Below are 21,505 nucleotides of genomic sequence, written 5' to 3' on the forward strand. Positions count from 1 at the left end.
ATTGTGTGAACTCCTTTACTCTGATAATTCTTCGATTAAGCGGGTTTCGTCCCAAACTTCAATGCCAAGTTGTTCAGCCTTTGAAAGTTTAGAGCCAGCTTCAGCCCCTGCGATGACAAGGTCTGTTTTTTTACTAACACTACCTGTTACGTTTCCACCCAATGCTTCTATTTTCGCCTTTGCATCCTGACGTGTCAATCGTTCAAGTTTCCCTGTTAGGACGATTGTTTTGCCATTAAAGTTGCTATCGATGTCTGTACGATCAATTTTTTTGCCCGTATATGTCATATTGACGCCCGCTTCACGTAAACGGCCTAACAATAATTGTACGTCTTCATTCGCAAAATATGTCACGACGGAATCTGCCATTTTTTCACCAATTTCAAAAATACGTGTCAATTCTTCTTCTGTCGCAGCCATAAGCGCATCCATCGTTTCAAAATGTTCTGCTAAAATTTTTCCTGCTTTCGAACCGACATGACGAATACCTAGTCCGAACAATAAACGTTCTAACGAGTTTTCTTTCGATGCCTCAATTGCTTGCAATAATTTCGTCGCAGATTTTTCACCCATACGCTCTAATTGAATTAATTCTTCCATATTCAAATCGTATAAACCCGATACATCTTTCACGAGCCCTTCACGTAATAATTGAGCAACGACTTTTTCGCCACAACCCTCAATATTCATCGCGTTTCGAGAAACAAAATGCGCAAGTCCTTCTGCAATTTGTGCGAAACATTGTGGATTCACACAGCGTAGCGCTACTTCTTCTTCTAAACGAACAAGTTCGCTATCACATGCTGGACAATGCGTCGGCATTTCATATGCGACACTCTCTTCGCTACGTTGGTCAAATAATACTTGTTTCACTTCTGGAATAATATCGCCTGCTTTGCGGATAATGACTTTATCACCAATACGAATATCTTTTTCACGAATAATATCTTCATTATGCAACGAAGCACGTTGTACAGTCGTACCCGCTACTAATACTGGTTCTAATACAGCTGTTGGCGTCACGACTCCTGTACGACCGACCGTTAAATCAATATCGAGTACTGTCGTTACGACTTCTTCTGCAGGGAACTTATAAGCGATTGACCAACGAGGTACTTTCACCGTATTACCAAGCTCTTGTTGTTGATGATAATCATCTACTTTAATGACGATCCCGTCAATTTCATATGGCAATGTCGGACGCTTTTCCGTCCATTCATCAATATATGCAAATACTTCATCTAAGTTATGACAAATACGACGTTCATCGTTTGAGCGGAAACCGAGCTCTTGTAAAAAGTCGAGCGCTTCACTATGACGCTCTAAACCGAATTCTTCCCCGTTCGTACCGAGTGCGTACATGAATGTTGATAAGTTACGACTCGCTGCGATTTTAGGATCTAATTGGCGTAATGAACCGGCCGCCGCGTTACGTGGATTTGCGAATAAATTTTCTTCCCGCTCCGCACGTTCCTTATTCAACTTATTGAAAGAACGTTTCGGCATATAACATTCACCACGCGCTTCAAGCGTTAACGGCTTCGTTAATCGTAGCGGTACAGAGCGTACCGTTTTTAAGTTTTCTGTAATATTTTCACCGATTGTTCCGTTCCCACGTGTTGCCCCTTGAACGAACACACCGTTCTCATATTTTAATGAAATCGCTAAACCATCAATTTTTAATTCACATACGTAGCGGAAGTTCTCTCCGATTCCTTGTCGAACACGCTCATCGAAAGCACGTAAATCTTCCTGACTAAACGTATCGCCAAGACTTAACATCGGGTGGTCATGCGCTACTTTTTCAAATGCTGAAATAATCGCACCACCGACGCGTTGTGTCGGAGAGTCCGGTTGACGATATGATGGATATTGCTCTTCTAACTGAATAAGTTCTTGCATCAATTGATCGTATACGCCGTCTGGAACTGTCGGCATATCTAAATCATAATATTCATGTCCGTACTGTGTAAGAACGCGTTGCAGTTCTTCAATACGTGCTTTTGCTTGTTGTTCTGTCATGTGGACCTCCTATTGTTTCGTGATCGGTGCGAATTTAGCCATAAGACGCTTAATACCTACCGGTGCTGGGAAAGCGATATCTAATTCCATGCTTTCGCCTTCGTTACGAATTGAAACGACTGTACCGATGCCCCATTTACCGTGCGCTGCTTTGTCGCCTACTTTCCAAGAAAGTTTATCACCACCCGAATCTTGTAATGCCGATTTCGCTGCTAACGATTTTCCTTTCGTTTGTGCAGGTGCTTGGCGATAACTTGAGCGACGTTTCGGTGCACTGTATGAACCACTTTGAGATGAACGTTTCGCAATCGTTTCTTCTAACAATTCTGCATCGATTTCTTTTAAGAAACGAGATGGTGAGTTAAAGCTTGAGCGACCGTAAAGCGTACGCATTTGCGCACAGCTTAAATACAATTGTTTCTCTGCACGTGTAATCCCTACGTATGCAAGACGACGTTCTTCTTCCATTTCATCATTGTCCATTAATGAACGAGAGTGAGGGAAAATATTTTCTTCCATTCCGATAATGAATACGACAGGGAATTCAAGTCCTTTTGCTGAGTGCATCGTCATTAATACTGTGCCACCTGATACTTCCTCTTCCTCGTCACCTAATTTATCAATATCCGCCACGAGCGCTAAATCTGTTAAAAATGCGATTAATGATTTATCATCACTCGCCTGTTCAAATGTTTGTGTTACTGTTAAAAATTCATTGATATTTTCAAGGCGACTTTCCGCTTCAATCGTTTTTTCTGCTTTTAACATTTCTCGGTAGCCTGATTTCTCAAGCACTTCTTCTACAAGTTCTGTCACCGACATGAAATCTTGCATTTGTGTGAAGCGCTCGATCATCGCACGGAAATGAATCGCAGAATTCGTTGCACGACCTGATAGCCCCATAAAATCTACTTCGCGTAAAGCATCAAAAATTGTACGGTCTTGTTCGATAGCGAATTGCATCATGCGATCAAATGATGTCGCACCAATGCTACGTTTCGGTTCATTAATAATACGTGCAAGCGCTAAGTCGTCATCGTTATTGGCAATTAAGCGTAAGTACGCCAATAAGTCTTTAATTTCTTTACGATCGTAGAACTTCGTACCACCGACGATCGTATAGTTCATGTTTGATTTAACGAGCATTTCTTCCATCACACGTGATTGTGCATTCGTACGATAAAGAATCGCAAAGTCATCTTCTTTATAGCCTTCAGAAAGCATTAATTCTTGAATCGTTTTTACGACAAATTGCGCTTCTGTTTTTTCATCGTACGCGCGGTTAATAATAATTTTATTACCTTCTTGGTTGTCCGTACGAAGTTCTTTCGGGAAGCGGCTTGAGTTGTTTTTAATGACGCTATTCGCTGCAGCTAAAATCGTTTTCGTCGAACGATAGTTTTGCTCTAGCATAATCGTTTTCGCTGTCGGATAGTCTTTTTCAAACGATAAAATATTGCCGATATCGGCTCCACGCCAGCGGTAGATTGATTGGTCTGAATCCCCTACGACACAAATATTTTGGAATTTCGATGCTAACATTTGTACGAGTTCATATTGGCTATGGTTCGTATCTTGATACTCATCGACATGAATGTATTGGAATTTGTTTTGATAAAATTCTAACACTTCTGGTACTTCTTTAAATAAACGAATCGTCGTCATAATCAAATCGTCGAAATCTAAGCTTTGATTTTTTTCAAGACGGCGTTGGTACGCTTCGTACACGTCTGCAATTGTTTTTTCATACGGATTAGCATCAGAAGAAGCAGCACGGTATTCACGATACGTCGTACATTCATTTTTTGCCGAGCTGACCGCATTCAACAACATACGGGGATCATATTGTTTCGGATCGATATTTAATTCTTTTAAAACATTTTTAATGACCGTCAATTGGTCCGTTGAATCTAAAATCGTGAAATTTTTATTGAAGCCGATTCGGTCAATATCACGGCGTAAAATACGTACGCACATTGAGTGGAAAGTAGATACCCACATTTGTTGCCCCGTGCCATTTCCTAATAAGCCGTCAATTCGCTCACGCATTTCACGTGCTGCTTTATTCGTAAATGTTAAAGCTAAAATATTCCATGGATTCACTGCTTTTTCGATAACTAAATACGCGATACGATGTGTTAGTACGCGTGTTTTACCAGAACCTGCACCTGCCATAATGAGGAGCGGTCCTTCAGTCGTTTGCACTGCTTGCGCCTGTTCAGGGTTCATACCATTTAATAAGTTTTTCGTTAGTTGGTCCATTTGGCACCATCCTTTTCTCGAACGTTTGTTCCTATTTTAACATATTTCTCGCACAGCTTTTACTGTTTTTACTGCCATCTCTGGATCATCGTAAATAATATTGCCGATGACGACCATGTCGGCATAATAAGCCATTTCACGTGCTTGTTCGACAGTCGTAATACCACCGCCATAAATCAGCTTCGTATTGTTCAATTCTCGACTCGCTGCATAGACGAGGTCCGAATCCCCATACGTGCCACTATATTCCATATAAAAAATCGGCATGTGGAATAAATGCTCCGCCATTTGTGCATAAGCGACAACATCGTCCTCATCCAATTTCGTATTTGCACTCGTTAATTGCGCCACTTTGCACTGTTCGTTCAAAACGCAATAACCTTCTACAATCATTTGGTCCCAGTTCATCATCGCACCGTATTCCTTTAATGCCGTATGATGCAAGTCTTTGAAAAAAGAAGCATTCGTACTATTTAAGACACTCGGAATAAAATAATAATCAAACCCAAGTGTAATGGATTCTAAGTTGGATATTTCCAATACAATCGGTACGGAAAAACGACGTACGCGCGTCAATAAATCGACGACACCTCCCATCGTCACATCATCTGAGCCACCGACTATAATAGCATCTGTACCAGACGTACAAAGCTGTTCGATCACGTCATCCGAAATTTCTTTAGCAGGATCTAATTTAAATACGTGTTTCCAAGTCTGAAAATCCATCGTTCTCCACCTTTATTCTCTGTTTCTCTGTCTTTCAGTATACATGGTTATCGGAGTCACTGCGAATAGAAAAAGACCAAATCCGGTACGATATGGATCGCTGGACTGGCCTTTTAAAAAAGGAATTATTTACGTTTTGCTTCTTCGTAACTTTTTTCGTCTGGATAAAGACGCCCCAACATTTCATCGTATGTATCGTTCCCATAGTCTAGGCAACGACGCACACGTGAAATCGTGGCAGTAGAAGCACCCGTTTCGTTTTTAATTGCCTCATACGTTTTTTTCAAACGTAATAAATGGGCCACTTCAAAACGTTGCGCTAACGATTGGATTTCGCTAATCGTACATAAATCATCAAAAAACTTATAACATTCATCGATGTCTTTTAGTTCTAAAACCGCTTTAAAAAGTTGTTCCGTTTGATGACCACGGATTTTTTCAATTTGCATGTCAGATTCCCCCTAACGATTGCATCTGGATTTAAGAATTCTATTATATTTTATCATTTTCAAGTTAATTAAAAAAGGAAAGTTACTTTATTTTACGAAAGTGTTGCGCGGTGAAGTGTTAAAGAATTAAGAACGCATAACAGATGGGAATAATACACGTTTTTTCATTACATCAAAAATACCACTTTGCGTAATACGAATGTACGGTAAATGTGTCGCTTGAAGGAATAATAGCGTGTAAATAAAGTCCCCATGTTGATAGCCGCGCGCTTTAACCGCCTCAATCAATTTCGCTTCTTGCGCAATGACATCGACCATCGGCTTCGCAGACATTACGCCGCCAACGTTTAACGCCATACTTTCAATTACTTCTTCATCCTCGACGAGCACGATGCCACCTTGCATCTCTTTCATCTTATTAAACGCTTGCAGCATCGCTTTCGTACTTTTACCGATTAAAATAATGTCGCCTGTTGATGAATAGCTCGATGCGAGTCCTTCAATACTCGTCGCAAACCCTTTTAAGAGCGTATTCACATGCCATTTTCCGAAACGGTCAATGAGCATTAAATAACATTCATCATGTTCTTTCGATAACTCGCCCGCCATCGCCTCAAGTTGAATACGATATGGTTTCGTAATGACGTCATTCACGAGTTCGATTCCAAACGGCATCGAAAATTGGAAGTCTGCATCTGTTAAATCAAAATCAAGTTCCAATGCTTTCTGTGCCTCTGCAAACGTACCATCGTCGATACAATGTACTTGTTTGCCATCACGTTTCAACCATGTTCCTTTAGATAGCACACTAATTGGCGTTGGATTTTTTTCATCTTCTAAAATGTTAATCGTCGCGAATCGACCAGTAGCAATCAAACCGTGCAAACGATCAACATTGTAATAGCGCGCAATATTGTACGAAGCCATATTGTATGCGAGTGCCGATTCTACGCCTGCTTCTAACGCAATTCGAATACACTCGTCCATGACACCATCTTTATAAAAATTCGGTGTCGCACCGTCTGTCGTCATCATGACATGGTCAAAAATCGGTACGTTGTCTCGTACGAGTTCTGTTAAAATACCGTGTAAATCTGGACGAATAGATGAATTTCTAAGCGTCACATCATACCCGTGTAAAATGCGACTTTTCACTTCTTCCGCATTCATTGCTTCATGGTCACCATCAATGCCACAAAGCTTCATTTTTGCGAGTGTTTTGGAAGAAGCACCCGGTAAATGCCCTTCTACTTTTTTACCGTATATATTCGCAAGTTGTAACCAATACAGTAGTTGGTCATCGCCATCAAGTAATCTTGGCCATGACGTTAATTCACCGACCATTAATACGTCTTTGCGTTCCGCCCATTTTTTTAAATGGTTTCCCGAGAAGCGCTGATGTTCTTCTAACAACTGTGTTTGTGAGTCTAATCGTACCCACCAATAAAAACTAAACGGTAATGTTTTTAAGTAATCTAGTAATTTAAACGATTCTTTATTTTTCATTTGTAGGAAGTACGTTAAATTATCACTAATAAACGTCGTCGTTCCACCTTGTGCTGCATAATCCGCAAAAGATGCCGCATTGTACAATTGGAATGGATGAACATGCGGTTCAATATATCCCGGTACGAGTTTTTTTCCACGTACGTCCACGACTTCTGTATTTTCTAAAGTCTCTGGCATATCTGGTCCCGCATAAACAATCCTTTCTCCTTTAATCCACACATTTCCTTCGATCCACTGTTTTAAAATACTATGTAAGTATGTCGCATTTTTCAAAACGATTGTCGGACTCGCTTTGCCGTCTAAAATATTTATTTGTTCATGTACATCATGTAATTTCCACGTAGGTTCAAGCATCGTCATCCACCTCTTTTCATTGTTTCTCATTGTTTTTTATTTTCATTATTTTCTGTCGTTGTAAGCGTTACCATCTAATAAACCATTATGCCATAAAAAAACGAAAAAAGCTGTCTGAAACATGTAAACAGCTACCTTATTTCAAAAATATTCATCGACAATTTTCATGTTTTTTTGCAAATTAGCAACTTTATCCGTCGTTCATTTTCATTTCATTCACCTACAACGAAAAAAGCTGACGAAAAAGGCAATGCCCTCTCATCAGCTCGTATCATTCTTTTATTTCACTTCATGTTCAAATGTGCGCCAACCGATATCACGACGATAGAAAAAATGTGGCCATTGTTTTTCATCGATTGCTGCATACACTTGCTGTCCTGCATCTCGCAAACTTTCCGCTGTAGCCGTCACGAGTAATACGCGTCCGCCATTGCCAACGAACTGCTCGCCTTCTTTTTTCGCACCTGCGAAGTAAATCGCTATATTTTCTCCTAATCCGTCTAAGTTTGGTAGAGCATGTCCTTTCTCTACCGTATTCGGATATCCTTCCGCTGCAATGACAACGCCAAGCATCGCTTCGTCAGACCATTGTAAGTCAAACGGTTGCTCGTCCATTAATGCCATCATAAACAAACCGAAGTCAGAAGCCATTCTAGGCAACACGACTTGCGTCTCAGGATCACCGAAGCGCGCATTAAATTCAATCACTTTCGGACCATCTGCTGTTAAAATCAATCCTGCATACAAAATCCCCGTGAAATTTTTATTTTCTCGTTGCATCGCTTTTACTGTCGGTACGACAATTTCATCGTAAGCACGCTGCACGACTTGTTCTGAAATTTGTGGTACTGGTGAATACGCACCCATCCCACCTGTATTCGGTCCTTTGTCTCCATCATATGCACGCTTATGATCTTGTGCGATAACCATCGGATAAATTTGACCGTTGTGGACGAATGACATGTACGAAAATTCTTCACCTTCTAAAAAGTCTTCGATAACGACACGAGAAGATGAATCACCAAAACGTTGATTACCAATCATATCACGCACCGCTTCAATCGCTTCTAATTCTGTCATCGCCACGATGACCCCTTTACCTGCTGCTAAACCGTCTGCCTTTACGACAATTGGTGCGCCGTGCTTTTGAATGTAAAGTGCGGCTTCTTCTGCATCCGTAAACGTTTCATAATGTGCTGTCGGAATATCGTATTTTGCCATTAACTGTTTCGCAAATGACTTTGATCCTTCAATTTGTGAAGCAGCTTGTGTCGGACCAAAAATACGTAAGCCTTCCGCTTGAAACGCATCGACGATTCCTTCTGCAAGCGGTTGTTCTGGACCGACGAATGTCAGTGCAATTTGTTGCTCTTTCGCAAATTGAATTAACGCTTCAAAATCATTTTGTGCAATCGCAACGAGCGTTGCATCTTTCGCCATTCCGTCATTCCCTGGTGCGACAAAAACTTCTTCTACAGACTGTGCTTCATTAAATTTTTTCGCAATGGCATGCTCACGGCCACCGCTCCCAATTACAAGTACTTTCACAAAAATGCCTCCTGTAAAAAAGAACACGCAAGGCCATGCGTGTTCTTTTGTCATAGTATGAATCTTAGTGTTTAAAGTGACGAACGCCCGTTGTCACCATCGTAATACCCGCTGCATTTGCTACATCAATTGAATCTTGATCACGTTTCGAACCACCTGGATGGATAATCGCTGTAATACCTGCTTTAATTGCTTCTTCTACCGTATCGGGCATCGGGAAGAAGGCATCGGATGCGAGTGCTGCACCGTGTGCTTTTTCGCCCGCTTGTTCTAAAGCAATTTTAGCTGAGCCTACGCGGTTCATTTGACCTGCACCAACGCCAAGTGTCATTTTATCGTCCGTTACGACAATTGCATTTGATTTCACATGCTTCACGACAGACCAGCCAAGTTTCAATGCTGCCCATTCTGCTTCCGTCGGTTCACGGTCTGTGACCACGTTAATATCTGCTTCGTCAAAACCGTGACGATCTGGTTGTTGGACGAGTAAACCACCTTCAACCGATACCGTGTTGAATTGATCTTTCGTATTTTGTTCGAATGAAATCGTTAGTAAGCGAATGTTTTTCTTCACTGTTAATTTTTCGATGGCTTCTTTCGAGAATGAAGGGGCGATAATAATTTCTAAGAAAATACTCGCTAATTTCTCAGCCGTTTGTGCATCGACTTCACGGTTCAATGCGACAATCCCACCGAAAATAGACGTAGAATCTGCTTCATACGCTTCGTTGAATGCTTCTGCAATCGTTTCGCCGACACCGACGCCACAAGGATTCATATGTTTAACAGCGACCGCTGCTGGTTGTTTAAATTCCTTAATAATTTGAAGTGCTGCATTCGCATCTTGAATGTTGTTATAAGATAGCTCTTTCCCGTGTAATTGCTCTGCATAAGCAATCGAGAAATCAGAAGCGAGACGTTTTTGATAGAACGCTGCTTTTTGGTGAGGGTTTTCACCGTAACGTAACGTTTGTTTTAATTCATATGTTAATGTTAATTGATCTGGGAACTCTTCGCCTACGTAGTCTGTTAAGTAATTTGAAATGTATGAGTCGTAAGCTGCTGTGTGACGGAATACTTTCGCAGCAAGACGACGGCGTGTTTCAAGTGTTGTCGTGCCGTCTGCTTTTAATTCTTCCAATACGTTCGCATAATCATTCGCGTCTACGATGACCGATACGTATTTTTGGTTTTTCGCTGCTGAACGTAGCATTGTAGGACCGCCGATGTCGATGTTTTCGATAGCATCAGCAAATTCTACATTCGGTTTTGAAATTGTTTCAACGAATGGATACAGGTTTACACAAACGATTTCAATTGGAGAAATGCCATGTTCGTTCATTTGTGCTTGATGTTCTGGGTCATCAAATTTTGCAAGAAGACCACCGTGGATTAATGGGTTTAACGTTTTAACACGTCCGCCTAAAATTTCAGGGAAGTTCGTTACTTCATCGACAGCTGTTACCGCCACACCATTTTCTTGTAGATGTTTTTTCGTGCCACCAGTTGATAAAATTTCATAGCCTAATGTTTCTAATTCCTTCGCAAATTCTAAAACTCCAGTTTTATCAGAAACACTGATTAATGCTCTTTTCGTCACAATAAGTTCCTCCTTAGATTATGTACAACCATTTAGTTGCTTGCCTTTTCCACAAACGCTTTAGTCAACTAATATAATAAAGTATTTATTTCATCTTACAATAAATTTTCAAGAATTAAATAAATTTTGCAAAACTTCTGGATATAAAATATGTTCCATCGCATGAATCGCCGCTTCTGTTTGCTCACGGTCACCTTCAACGACTTCTACAGCACGTTGTTGAATAATGCGTCCAGTATCCATTCCTTCATCTACGTAATGAACGGTCACACCCGTTACTTTTACACCGTGTGCAAGCGCTTGTCCAATCGCATCTTTTCCAGGGAAAGATGGCAATAAAGAAGGGTGAATATTTACGATATGATCTGCATATGCACCGAGTAAAACAGGTCCAATGAGTCGCATATAGCCTGCTAAGATGAGCCAGTCTATATCGTATTTTTTTAACTCAGCTAAAATAGCTTGTTCATACGCTTCTTTCGTTTCAAATGCTTTTGGACTTAATGCCAAAACCGGGATATCATATTTTTTCGCGCGCTGGATGACAAACGCGTCTACTCGATCTGTCACGACTAGACGTATGTTTGCTGCAATTTTCCCTTCCGTAACGTATCGCTGAATCGCTTCGTAATTTGAGCCACTACCTGATGCAAAAAGTGCAAGATTCGTCATTACACAAGACTCCCATCATGCTCTCCGTTGAAAAGGACGCCTTCACCTTTTACAACTTTACCAATCGCATAAGCTTTTTCACCGTGACGTGCTACGACTGAAATGACTTTTTCTACGTCTGCAGCAGGAACCGCTACGACATAGCCAATTCCCATATTAAATACGTTAAATAAATCTTTTTGTTGAAGTTCGCCTTGCTGTGCTAAAAAGTCGAAAATCGGTAATACAGGCCAAGAGCCCAGTTCAATTTCCGTCGCTAAACCATCTGGCATCATACGTGGTAAATTTTCATAAAAGCCACCACCTGTGACGTGTGCCATCCCGTGAACGTCTACTTCTTTTAACAAATCGAGTACGGGTTTCGCATAAATTTTCGTCGGTGTAAGTAATGCTTCACCGATCGGACCAAGCGCTTCGTAACCTTCTACGACTTGGTCAGGTGTATACCCCTTATCTGTGAACACAATTTTACGTACTAATGAGTATCCATTCGAATGAACACCACTTGATGCGATACCGACTAAAACGTCGCCTTCTACGATACGTTCGCCTGTCACAATATCTTTCTTCTCACAAGCGCCAACTGCGAACCCTGCTAAATCGTATTCATCTTCTTCGTAAAGACCTGGCATTTCCGCTGTCTCACCGCCGATTAAAGCTGCACCTGATTGTACACAGCCATCTGCAACACCTTTTACGATCTGTTCAATTTTCTCTGGGAATGCTTTGCCAACTGCTACATAATCTAAGAAATAAAGAGGTTCTGCTCCTTGTGCAACGATGTCATTCACACACATTGCGACCGCATCAATACCAATTGTGTCATGTTTGTCGACCATAAATGCCAATTTTAATTTCGTCCCAACACCGTCAGTTCCCGAAATTAATACCGGTTCTTTTAAATTTAAAGAAGATAGATCAAACATGCCGCCGAATCCGCCGAATGTTCCCATAATGCCTTTACGTTCTGTACGTGCGACATGAGACTTCATACGTTGTACCGCCTCATAACCCGCTTCAATATTTACACCAGCTTGTTCATATGCTTTTGACACACCAAGTTCCTCCTTAGTTTTGTAACTCTTTTTCGTGTGGTAATACCGTATCTGAAAAGATTTGTGTTGGATATGTTCCTGTGAAACAGGCTAAGCAAAGCCCGCGATTGTCGTCTTCAAATTCTCGCTCCGTCGCTTCTACCATACCTTCTGCAGATAAAAATGTGAGCGTATCAGCACCAATCGTTTCGCGAATTTCTTCTACTGTTTTCGTCGAAGCGATTAGCTCTTCACTTGATGACGTATCAATACCGTAATAACACGGATTCGACATTGGTGGTGAACTAATGACAACGTGCACTTCCGCAGCACCTGCTTCTTTCAACATGTTGACGATACGACGTGACGTTGTACCACGAACGATCGAATCATCAACCATCACGACACGCTTCCCTTTCACGACTTGTACGACGGGTGATAATTTCATTTTCACACCACGTTCGCGTAATTCTTGTGTCGGTTGGATAAACGTACGTCCGACGTAACGATTTTTAATGAGACCGAGTTCATACGGTAAGCCACTTTCTTCTGCAAATCCGATAGCCGCTGAAATACTTGAATCAGGAACGCCTGTTACGACGTCTGCTTCGATATGCGCACATTCACGCGCAAGTTGGCGTCCCATACGTTTACGTGCCATATGGACGTTAATGCCATCAATATCTGAATCCGGTCGTGCTAAGTAAACGTATTCCATCGCACACATTGAACGTTTCACATTCGTTGTGAACATTTCAGAAGAAACACCTTGGTCATTAATGACGAGCAATTCACCCGGTTCAACGTCACGAATATACTGCGCACCAATCAAATCGAAAGCACATGTTTCAGATGCTACGACATAACCTTCTCCTAATTTGCCGAGTGCTAGTGGACGAAGCCCTTGCGGATCACGTGCCACGACCATCTCATCTTTTGTCATAACTAAAAATGAATACGCACCGATTAATAAGTTCAATGCACTTTTCACTTTTTCTTTGAATGGTAACAACGTTGACCGTTTAATTAAATGTGCCACGACCTCTGTGTCTGAACTTGAGTGAAAAATACTTCCTTGTCGCTCTAAATGTTTTTTCAAACGATTGGCATTTACTAAGTTTCCGTTATGTGCAATCGCTAGACTTCCTGTTGATGAATGGAAAAGTAGCGGCTGAACGTTTTCGATACCATTACCACCTGCTGTTGCATAACGAACGTGTGCAATCGCTGCCGTTCCTTTTACAGCTTGTAGTTTTTCCTCGTCAAATACTTCATTAACAAGCCCTTCACCTTTAATCGGACGGAGACGACTACGATCTGTGACGACAATTCCAGCACCTTCTTGTCCACGGTGTTGCAATGCATGCAAACCGTAATAACTTAATTGGGCTGGATTATCATTGTTCCAAATACCAAACACGCCACATTCTTCGTTTAAACCTCTGAGTTCAGCAAGCATGGAATAGCTCCTTTCCAAGCGTCATGGAATTGTGCAACGGCGCCTTCTACGTAAGTTGTACCATTTGTTCCTTTCATGACAAGGTCTGCATTCGGTGTCACGATTCCTATTTGATGAGCTGAAGGAACGAGTTGTTCAAACTGTGCCACGTCTTGTTGTTGTACTGTTACGACGAAGCGTGATTGAGATTCTGCGAATAAAGCGGTAACAGCTGAACCATCTAATTCTACTTCCAAGCCGAATGATGTGCCGAATACTATTTCAGCTAATGCAACAGCTACGCCACCTTCTGCTACGTCATGTGCCGATTGAACAACACCTGCTTTAATGGCAGCGAGTAACGTTTGTTGATGTTCATTTTCAACAGCTAAATCAATGGATGGTGCTAAGCCGAACACTTTTCCATCGTTCAACCATTTTTGAAGTTCTGAACCACCGAATTCTGTTTTCGTTTCACCAATCATATAAACGACATCGCCTGCTTGTTTCGCTTCTTGTGTCGTTACGTGCGTAAGGTCTTCTACTAATCCGACCATACCGATTGTCGGTGTAGGATAGATTGCTTCTGAACTACGCTCGTTATAAAGCGATACATTTCCTCCGATCACAGGAGCATTTAACGCACGGCAAGCTTCTGAAATACCGTCAGCTGATTTTTCGATTTGCCAGAAGATTTCTGGTTTTTCTGGATTCCCGAAGTTTAAGCAGTCAGTAATTGCTAGTGGCTGTCCACCTGATGCGATAATGTTACGAGCCGCTTCTGCTACAGCAATTTTACCGCCTACTTCTGGGTCTAAGTAAATATAGCGAGAATTACAGTCGGTCGTCATCGCTAATCCTTTATTCGTACCACGCACACGTACAACTGCTGCATCGCTACCTGGCGTAACGACTGTTGACGTACGTACTTGATAATCGTACTGACCGTAAACCCATTCTTTCGAAGAAATCGTCGGTTGTTTTAGTAAAGCTAATAACGTTTCTTTATAATCCGTTACATTCGGTTCTTCGTTTTGCATTTGTTGGAACTCTTCGTAATATGCTGGTACAGCTGAAGGTTTATAGTAAACCGGTGCATCTTCAGCTAATGCGTCAACAGGAACGTCTGCTACGACTTCCCCGTGATGAAGTAGACGGAATTGTTGATCGTCTGTTACGACACCGACAGATACGGCATCTAAACCATATTTCGCAAATAAGTCGACGATTGGTTGCTCTTCCCCTTTTTTCACGACAACGAGCATACGCTCTTGTGATTCAGATAACATCATTTCATAAGCTGTCATACCCGTTTCACGTTGTGGTACTAAATCTAAGTTCATCTCGATACCTGAACCAGCTTTTGATGCCATTTCAGATGCTGAAGACGTAAGACCTGCTGCACCCATATCTTGAATGCCGACTAAGCTATCAAATTTCACGAGTTCAAGACAAGCTTCTAATAAAAGTTTCTCCATGAATGGATCGCCTACTTGAACTGCTGGACGATTTTCGTCAGAAGTTTCCGTTAATTCTTCCGATGCGAACGTTGCACCGTGAATTCCGTCACGTCCTGTTTTAGCACCGACATACATTACTGTATTACCAACGCCTGCCGCAATCCCTTTTTGGATATCTTCGTGGTTAATTAAACCGACACACATCGCATTAACGAGTGGATTTCCTTCGTAACAAGGGTCAAATTGAATTTCCCCACCGACTGTTGGAATACCGATACAGTTTCCGTAACCTGCGATACCTGCTACGACTTCTTCAAATAAATATTTCACACGTTTCGATGCGTCTAGTTCACCGAAGCGTAAAGAGTTTAACATTGCAATCGGACGCGCTCCCATAGAGAAGACGTCACGGATAATACCACCGACTCCTGTTGCCGCTCCTTGATACGGTTCGATAGCAGATGGGTGATTATGTGATTCCATTTTGAATACGACGGCTTGATTGTCGCCGATATCAACAATTCCAGCACCTTCCCCAGGTCCTTGTAAAACTTGTGGACCTTCTGTTGGGAACTTGCGAAGAACCGGCTTAGAGTTTTTATAAGAGCAGTGTTCTGACCACATGACTGAGAAGAGACCTAGCTCTGTCCAGTTCGGTAAGCGTCCTAAGATTTCTTCAACAAGTGCAAATTCGCTGTCACTCATACCTAGATCTGCGTAAATACGTTGTTCTTTGATTTGCTCTGATGTTGGTTCAAGCTTAATTGACATGTGATTCCCTCCACTGTTTCACAATTGATTTGAATAAAGCTAATCCATCTGCACCGCCAACGACTTCGCTAACAGCACGCTCTGGATGTGGCATCATGCCTAAAACGTTTCCACGTTCATTCACGATACCAGCAATATTTTCTAAACTACCATTCGGGTTTTCTCCGTTGTACGTAAAGACAATTTGGTTATTTTCTTTTAACGATTGAAGTGTCGCATCATCACAATAGTAATTTCCTTCACCGTGTGCAATTGGAATATGAATGACTTCATTTGCAGCATAGCCGTTCGTAAATAACGTATCGTTATTTTCTACTTTTAGTTCAACGGTACGACAGATGAATTTCAAATCGCGGTTGCGAAGAAGCGCTCCTGGTAAAAGTCCTGCTTCGGTTAAAATTTGGAATCCGTTGCAAATGCCAAGGACAGGTTTCCCTGCTTCTGCCGCTTTCTTCACTTCTTTCATGACATTCGACTGATTTGCCATCGCACCACATCGTAAGTAATCTCCGTAAGAGAAACCACCCGGTACGAGAACGCCATCATATGCACTCAAGTCTGTTGCATCATGCCATACATATTCTGCTTCTTCACCTAGTTCATCTTTGATTGCGTGGTACATATCTAAATCACAGTTCGAACCAGGGAACACGAGTACTGCGAACTTCATGTTAGTTAGCCTCCTCGACTTCATAACGGTAGTCTTCGATGACTGTATTCGTTAGTAATTTTTCACACATTTCTTTAACGGCTGTACCAACATCACGTTCTGCATCTGCTAATTGCAACTCAAGGAATTTCCCGATGCGAACGTCTTGTACTTCTTCATACCCCATATTGTGTAGTGAACCCATTACTGCAGAACCTTGTGGATCTAATACGCTTTCGCGAAGTGTTACGTATACTTTGACTTTTTTCATGTTAAGCTTGTCCTCCTAGACGTGAAAGAATAATGTTGTAAACCTCTGTTAAATCACCTAAATCTCGACGGAATACGTCTTTATCTAAATGCTGGTTCGTTTCAGAATCCCATAGACGGCAAGTGTCTGGTGAAATTTCATCTGCTAACAGTACGTTACCTGCTGCATCGCGACCAAACTCCAGTTTGAAATCGACTAACGTCACGCCGATTTCTTTAAAGAATGGAGCCATGACTTCATTTACGTGCTGTGCTTTTTCATATAACGTGCTTACTTCTTCTTTAGTCGCAATGCCTAAAATATCAATATGTTCTTCATTGATAATCGGATCGCCTAGATCATCATCTTTGTAGTAATACTCGACAATCGTTCTCGGAAGCACTGTTCCTTCTTCCATGCCAAGACGTTTCGCAAGACTACCTGCTGCGATGTTACGTACAACGACTTCAATTGGAATAATGTCTACTTTTTTCACGAGTTGATCAGTAGTTGATAGCTTTTCGATAAAATGAGATTCGATACCCGCTTCTTTTAACTTATCGAAAATTAATGATGTAATGCTGTTGTTTAAAATACCTTTACCTGCAATCTCAGCTTTTTTCTCGCCGTTGAATGCTGTTGCGCTGTCTTTGTATTCGACGTATAACACGTCTTCAATATCTGTTGCATATAATCGTTTTGCTTTACCTTCGTATAAAAGTTGACCTTTTTCCACTTTGAATTCCCCCGTAGGTTACTAGTTTATTGAATAATCCAAATCTTTAAAATATAACGCCAGCACACTAACAGTGAACTGGCTATTATTATTAATTAATCGTTAAGACCAAGACGTTCGAAAATCATGTCTACATTTTTAAGGTGGTAATTGTAATCGAAGCAATCTTCAATTTCTTCTGCAGATAATAGAGAAGAGATTTTTTTCATTTTCTTCAACTAAAGGACGGAATTGAATTTGTTCATCCCAAGAACGTGCTGTTAATGGTTGAACTGTGTCGTATGCTTCTTCACGAGAAAGACCTTTTTCGATTAAAGCAAGTAGTACACGTTGAGAGTAAATCAAACCGAATGTACGTGTCATATTACGTTTCATATTTTCAGGGAATACCGTTAAGTTTTTCACGATGTTTCCGAAACGGTTTAACATGTAGTTGATTGCAATTGTTGTATCTGGAATGATGACACGCTCTGCTGAAGAGTGAGAAATATCACGTTCGTGCCATAATGGAACGTTTTCGAAAGCAGTAAGCATATGACCGCGTACGAGACGAGCCATACCGACCATATTTTCAGAACCGATTGGGTTACGTTTATGAGGCATTGCTGAAGAACCTTTTTGACCTTTAGCGAAACCTTCTTCTACTTCACGTGTTTCTGATTTTTGTAAACCACGAACTTCTGTCGCGAATTTTTCAATTGATGTTGCGATTAACGCTAACACTGAGAAGTATTCCGCATGGCGGTCACGTTGAAGTGTTTGTGTAGAAATTGGAGCTGCTGTTAAGCCTAATTTTTCACAAACAAATTTTTCAACGAATGGGTCGATATTTGCGTATGTACCAACCGCACCAGAAATTTTACCAGCTTCAATCGTTTTGGCAGCTGCTTCAAAGCGTGCTTGGTTACGAAGCATTTCTTCATGCCATAAAGCGAGTTTCAATCCGAAAGTAGTTGGCTCTGCGTGTACACCGTGCGTACGACCCATGCAAACTGTCATCTTATGTTCTTTTGCTTTTGCAGCAATAATGTCGATGAAGTTTTGAATGTCTTTGCGGATAATTTCATTCGCTTGTTTAATTTGGTAAGAAAGAGCTGTATCGACAACATCTGTAGACGTTAAGCCGTAATGTACCCATTTACGTTCGTCGCCTAATGTTTCAGATACGGCACGTGTAAATGCTACGACGTCATGACGTGTTTCTTTTTCGATTTCTAAAATACGTGCGATATCGAATGATGCGTTTTTACGTAATGCTTGAACGTCTTCTTTCGGAATAACACCTAGTTCTGACCAAGCTTCACATGCTAAGATTTCTACTTCTAACCATGCTTGGTAACGATTTTCTTCTGTCCAAATTGCGCCCATTTCGGGACGAGTATAACGTGCGATCATGTAAAAATATCTCCTTTTATTCTGCCCAAATAGCAGATTCAGTTATTTGTTGTAGCGTCTGATCAAGATCATCCGTCATTATTGTAACATGCCCCATTTTACGATTGTGCTTCGCTTCCGCTTTCCCATACAAGTGAATCGACCAATCTGGGTACTTTCCAATCGAATTCGTCACAGGTACGACGTGTTGACCGAGCAAGTTCACCATAATCGTCGGTTGATGTAATTTCGGTTGACGTAATGGCCAACCGCATACTGCTCTTATATGTTGATGGAATTGCGAAATATTGCAGCCTTCAATCGAATAATGCCCTGAGTTATGCGGTCTCGGTGCTAATTCGTTAATTACGATTGAGCCATCTTCTAAAACAAACATCTCAACAGCTAACGTACCGACCAACTGCAATGCATCAGCTATTTTAATTGCTTCTTCTTCTGCTTGTTTCAATGTTTGTTGACTCACACGAGCCGGCACGATTGTCTCGTGCAAAATATGATTAACGTGTATATTTTCTCCCATTGGTAAACAATATGTTTCGCCTTGCGGATTACGCTGAACGATTACCGATACTTCCATCGTAAACGGTACGAACGCTTCTGCTACACAAGCAGCATGTTCAAAAAGTTGTTCTACCGCAACTAAGTCCGCCGCTGAATGAAGTGTCATTTGCCCTTTACCATCATATCCGCCACGTGCGGTTTTCACGACGCACGGATAACCAACATCATGAATGTTCGTTAACAACTGCTGATAGTTTTCTGCCACGATGTAGTTAGCAACAGGACTGCCAGCTTTTTTTATTGCCGCTTTTTCTAAAATACGATCTTGTGTCGTGCGAACGAGTTCTGCACCTTGTGGTACGTAAGCAATTTCTGTTAAGCGTTTTAAGCCATCATAATCGATGTTTTCAAATTCATATGTGATAACATCACTTACTTCTGCTAACTCTTCTAAAGCTGCTTCATCGTCATATGGTGCAACAATTCGAATATCTGCTACTTGACCACATGGCGAATCCATAGACGGTTCAAGGACAGCTATTTTAAACCCAGCCTCTCTCGCTGCAAGTGCCATCATGCGACCGAGTTGACCGCCTCCAATAATACCAATCGTTTGTCCTGGATAAATGGTTGTCATTGTAGGTCACCTGAGCTTTCCATCGCTTTTTGTTTCATAGCTAATCTGCGTGCTTCTAATTTTTCAGTAATTTGTTGATCTGTTGTCGATAAAATTTGCGCTGCTAATAACCCTGCGTTCGTAGCGCCAGCTTTCCCAATAGCTACTGTGGCTACTGGAACCCCTCCTGGCATTTGTACGATGGATAATAATGAATCTAAACCATTTAATGCGCGAGACTGAACTGGAACCCCAATGACCGGTAATGTCGTTTTAGCTGCGACCATACCTGGTAAATGAGCTGCTCCACCAGCACCTGCAATGATTACTTGAATACCTCGTGCCCGTGCTTCTTCTGCATATTCAAACATTAAATCAGGCGTTCTATGTGCAGATACTACTCGTTTTTCATAAGGAATGTTCAACTCTTCTAAAATATCGCATGCATGACGCATCGTATCCCAGTCACTTGAACTCCCCATAATAACACCAATTTTCGGATTCATTTCTATACGCTCCTTTGGACAAATAAAAATCCCCAAATAACTGACCTCTACACTGTGTGGAAAAGCCTGTTACTTAAGGACATCAAAACATTCTACTACTCCCTTTGTGTTGATCGTAGAATGTATATCTTCATCTTAAGCGAATGCTTTCCCACATAGTCCGATGTTTACGGCTTCGGGTAGAGACACTAGAGCCAATCCTCTAGCATATATGTGGGATATATTGTTTTCAATGTCATTCTAACAACGCTACGGAAAGAAGTCAATAAAAAACGAACAATTAATTTACAAGAAAATTAATTGTTCGTTTTTTAAAGAGATATTTACTCATTAGACATTAAAATACCTTTAAATTTAATTAATTGTCGAATTGGTACGGGTTTACCTTCAATCATCTGAAATAGTGGCTCTTCTTTGCGACCTGCTGGCATGTAGCCATCTTTCTGCATTCGTTCCAAACATTCGCTAATTGTTTCTGTTTCTTCTACTTCATACCAAATTGTCTTCTTTGCCAAGCTCGTACACTTCCTTAATAATTTCTTTGTCCTTACATTACATGGTCTGCATCAGAAAAACAATAAAAAGGCATAAATTATTCAAAATAACGAATCGTTGCCGTCTTATTGTATTCATTTTTTTCAGACCACACTTTAACGTTCATTCAGAATATATTTAAATAGAAGAAAGTCAAAATTTTCTAATAAATAAAGTTTTCTCCTATTAAATATAAAAAAAGAAGCACTGATCTAAAATCAGGGCTTCTTAGTGTGCCTAGCGACGTTCTACTCTCGCAGGGGGAGAACCCCCAACTACCATCGACGCTAAAGAGCTTAACTTCTGTGTTCGGCATGGGAACAGGTGTGACCTCTTTGCCATCATCACTAGACTTTAAAATAAGTAATTCCTTATTTCTATATACTTATTATAGCTGCTAATTAACATAAAAGCAAGTGTTTTTCTTATAATAAAATAATTTTTGAAATAAATATTAAAAAAGAAGCACTGAT

17 protein-coding genes, 1 rRNA gene, 1 pseudogene and 1 riboswitch are annotated in these 21,505 nt (G+C 41.1%); all 19 genes and pseudogenes read right to left on the reverse strand.

Going from position 1 to position 21,505, the window contains the following annotated elements:
* Positions 1-15: 15 nt before the first annotated feature.
* Positions 16-2,022: an NAD-dependent DNA ligase LigA gene (gene ligA, locus KSHG_RS14390; RefSeq protein WP_010308573.1), complete on the reverse strand. Its 2,007-nt coding sequence runs from the start codon at positions 2,020-2,022 to the stop codon at positions 16-18.
* A gap of 9 nt (positions 2,023-2,031) precedes the next feature.
* Complete coding sequence (gene pcrA / locus KSHG_RS14395; RefSeq protein WP_010308575.1) at positions 2,032-4,284, reverse strand: DNA helicase PcrA; 2,253 nt, start codon at positions 4,282-4,284, stop codon at positions 2,032-2,034.
* Between the two features lie 36 nt (positions 4,285-4,320).
* A complete protein-coding gene (pcrB, locus tag KSHG_RS14400) occupies positions 4,321-5,010 on the reverse strand; it encodes a heptaprenylglyceryl phosphate synthase (protein ID WP_010308577.1) in 690 nt (229 codons plus the stop codon).
* A gap of 125 nt (positions 5,011-5,135) precedes the next feature.
* Positions 5,136-5,459 (reverse strand): YerC/YecD family TrpR-related protein, encoded by a 324-nt coding sequence (locus KSHG_RS14405; protein ID WP_010308579.1) that lies wholly within the window; start codon positions 5,457-5,459, stop codon positions 5,136-5,138.
* Between the two features lie 126 nt (positions 5,460-5,585).
* On the reverse strand, positions 5,586-7,322 hold the full coding sequence (locus tag KSHG_RS14410; RefSeq protein ID WP_010308582.1) for an adenine deaminase C-terminal domain-containing protein: 1,737 nt from the start codon (positions 7,320-7,322) through the stop codon (positions 5,586-5,588).
* A 279-nt stretch (positions 7,323-7,601) separates the two neighbouring features.
* Positions 7,602-8,870 carry a phosphoribosylamine--glycine ligase gene (gene purD, locus KSHG_RS14415; protein ID WP_010308585.1) on the reverse strand — a complete coding sequence of 423 codons (1,269 nt, stop codon included), beginning with the start codon at positions 8,868-8,870 and terminating at the stop codon, positions 7,602-7,604.
* A 64-nt stretch (positions 8,871-8,934) separates the two neighbouring features.
* Positions 8,935-10,470: a bifunctional phosphoribosylaminoimidazolecarboxamide formyltransferase/IMP cyclohydrolase gene (gene purH, locus KSHG_RS14420; RefSeq protein ID WP_010308588.1), complete on the reverse strand. Its 1,536-nt coding sequence runs from the start codon at positions 10,468-10,470 to the stop codon at positions 8,935-8,937.
* Positions 10,471-10,578: 108 nt separating this feature from the next.
* Positions 10,579-11,142: a phosphoribosylglycinamide formyltransferase gene (gene purN, locus KSHG_RS14425; protein WP_010308591.1), complete on the reverse strand. Its 564-nt coding sequence runs from the start codon at positions 11,140-11,142 to the stop codon at positions 10,579-10,581.
* Positions 11,142-12,197: a phosphoribosylformylglycinamidine cyclo-ligase gene (gene purM, locus KSHG_RS14430; protein ID WP_010308595.1), complete on the reverse strand. Its 1,056-nt coding sequence runs from the start codon at positions 12,195-12,197 to the stop codon at positions 11,142-11,144. Before purM ends, purN begins: the two co-directional genes overlap by 1 nt.
* A 13-nt stretch (positions 12,198-12,210) precedes the next feature.
* The gene (gene purF / locus KSHG_RS14435) at positions 12,211-13,635 is read right to left on the reverse strand and encodes an amidophosphoribosyltransferase (protein ID WP_010308599.1); all 1,425 of its coding nucleotides are present in this window, start codon (positions 13,633-13,635) and stop codon (positions 12,211-12,213) included.
* Positions 13,611-15,845, reverse strand: coding sequence for a phosphoribosylformylglycinamidine synthase subunit PurL (purL, locus tag KSHG_RS14440; RefSeq protein WP_010308603.1), 2,235 nt, complete (start codon positions 15,843-15,845; stop codon positions 13,611-13,613). Before purL ends, purF begins: the two co-directional genes overlap by 25 nt.
* Positions 15,835-16,515: a phosphoribosylformylglycinamidine synthase subunit PurQ gene (gene purQ / locus KSHG_RS14445; protein ID WP_010308607.1), complete on the reverse strand. Its 681-nt coding sequence runs from the start codon at positions 16,513-16,515 to the stop codon at positions 15,835-15,837. Before purQ ends, purL begins: the two co-directional genes overlap by 11 nt.
* Before the next feature lies 1 nt (position 16,516).
* On the reverse strand, positions 16,517-16,765 hold the full coding sequence (gene purS, locus KSHG_RS14450; protein WP_010308611.1) for a phosphoribosylformylglycinamidine synthase subunit PurS: 249 nt from the start codon (positions 16,763-16,765) through the stop codon (positions 16,517-16,519).
* 1 nt (position 16,766) lies between these two features.
* Positions 16,767-17,480, reverse strand: coding sequence for a phosphoribosylaminoimidazolesuccinocarboxamide synthase (purC, locus tag KSHG_RS14455; RefSeq protein ID WP_010308615.1), 714 nt, complete (start codon positions 17,478-17,480; stop codon positions 16,767-16,769).
* A 95-nt stretch (positions 17,481-17,575) separates the two neighbouring features.
* Positions 17,576-18,875: pseudogene (gene purB, locus KSHG_RS14460) on the reverse strand (adenylosuccinate lyase).
* 16 nt (positions 18,876-18,891) lie between these two features.
* Positions 18,892-20,013, reverse strand: a complete 1,122-nt coding sequence (purK, locus tag KSHG_RS14465; protein ID WP_010308622.1) for a 5-(carboxyamino)imidazole ribonucleotide synthase — start codon at positions 20,011-20,013, stop codon at positions 18,892-18,894.
* Positions 20,010-20,498 carry a 5-(carboxyamino)imidazole ribonucleotide mutase gene (purE, locus tag KSHG_RS14470; protein WP_010308626.1) on the reverse strand — a complete coding sequence of 163 codons (489 nt, stop codon included), beginning with the start codon at positions 20,496-20,498 and terminating at the stop codon, positions 20,010-20,012. Before purE ends, purK begins: the two co-directional genes overlap by 4 nt.
* A gap of 136 nt (positions 20,499-20,634) precedes the next feature.
* Positions 20,635-20,733, reverse strand: a riboswitch (purine riboswitch).
* 88 nt (positions 20,734-20,821) lie between these two features.
* Positions 20,822-21,013: an NETI motif-containing protein gene (locus tag KSHG_RS14475; protein ID WP_010308630.1), complete on the reverse strand. Its 192-nt coding sequence runs from the start codon at positions 21,011-21,013 to the stop codon at positions 20,822-20,824.
* A 254-nt stretch (positions 21,014-21,267) separates the two neighbouring features.
* A 5S ribosomal RNA gene (gene rrf / locus KSHG_RS14480) occupies positions 21,268-21,384 on the reverse strand.
* Positions 21,385-21,505 lie beyond the last annotated feature (121 nt).

The sequence above is a fragment of the Kurthia senegalensis genome (assembly GCF_000285595.1).
Classification (GTDB): Bacteria; Bacillota; Bacilli; order Bacillales_A; family Planococcaceae; genus Kurthia; species Kurthia senegalensis.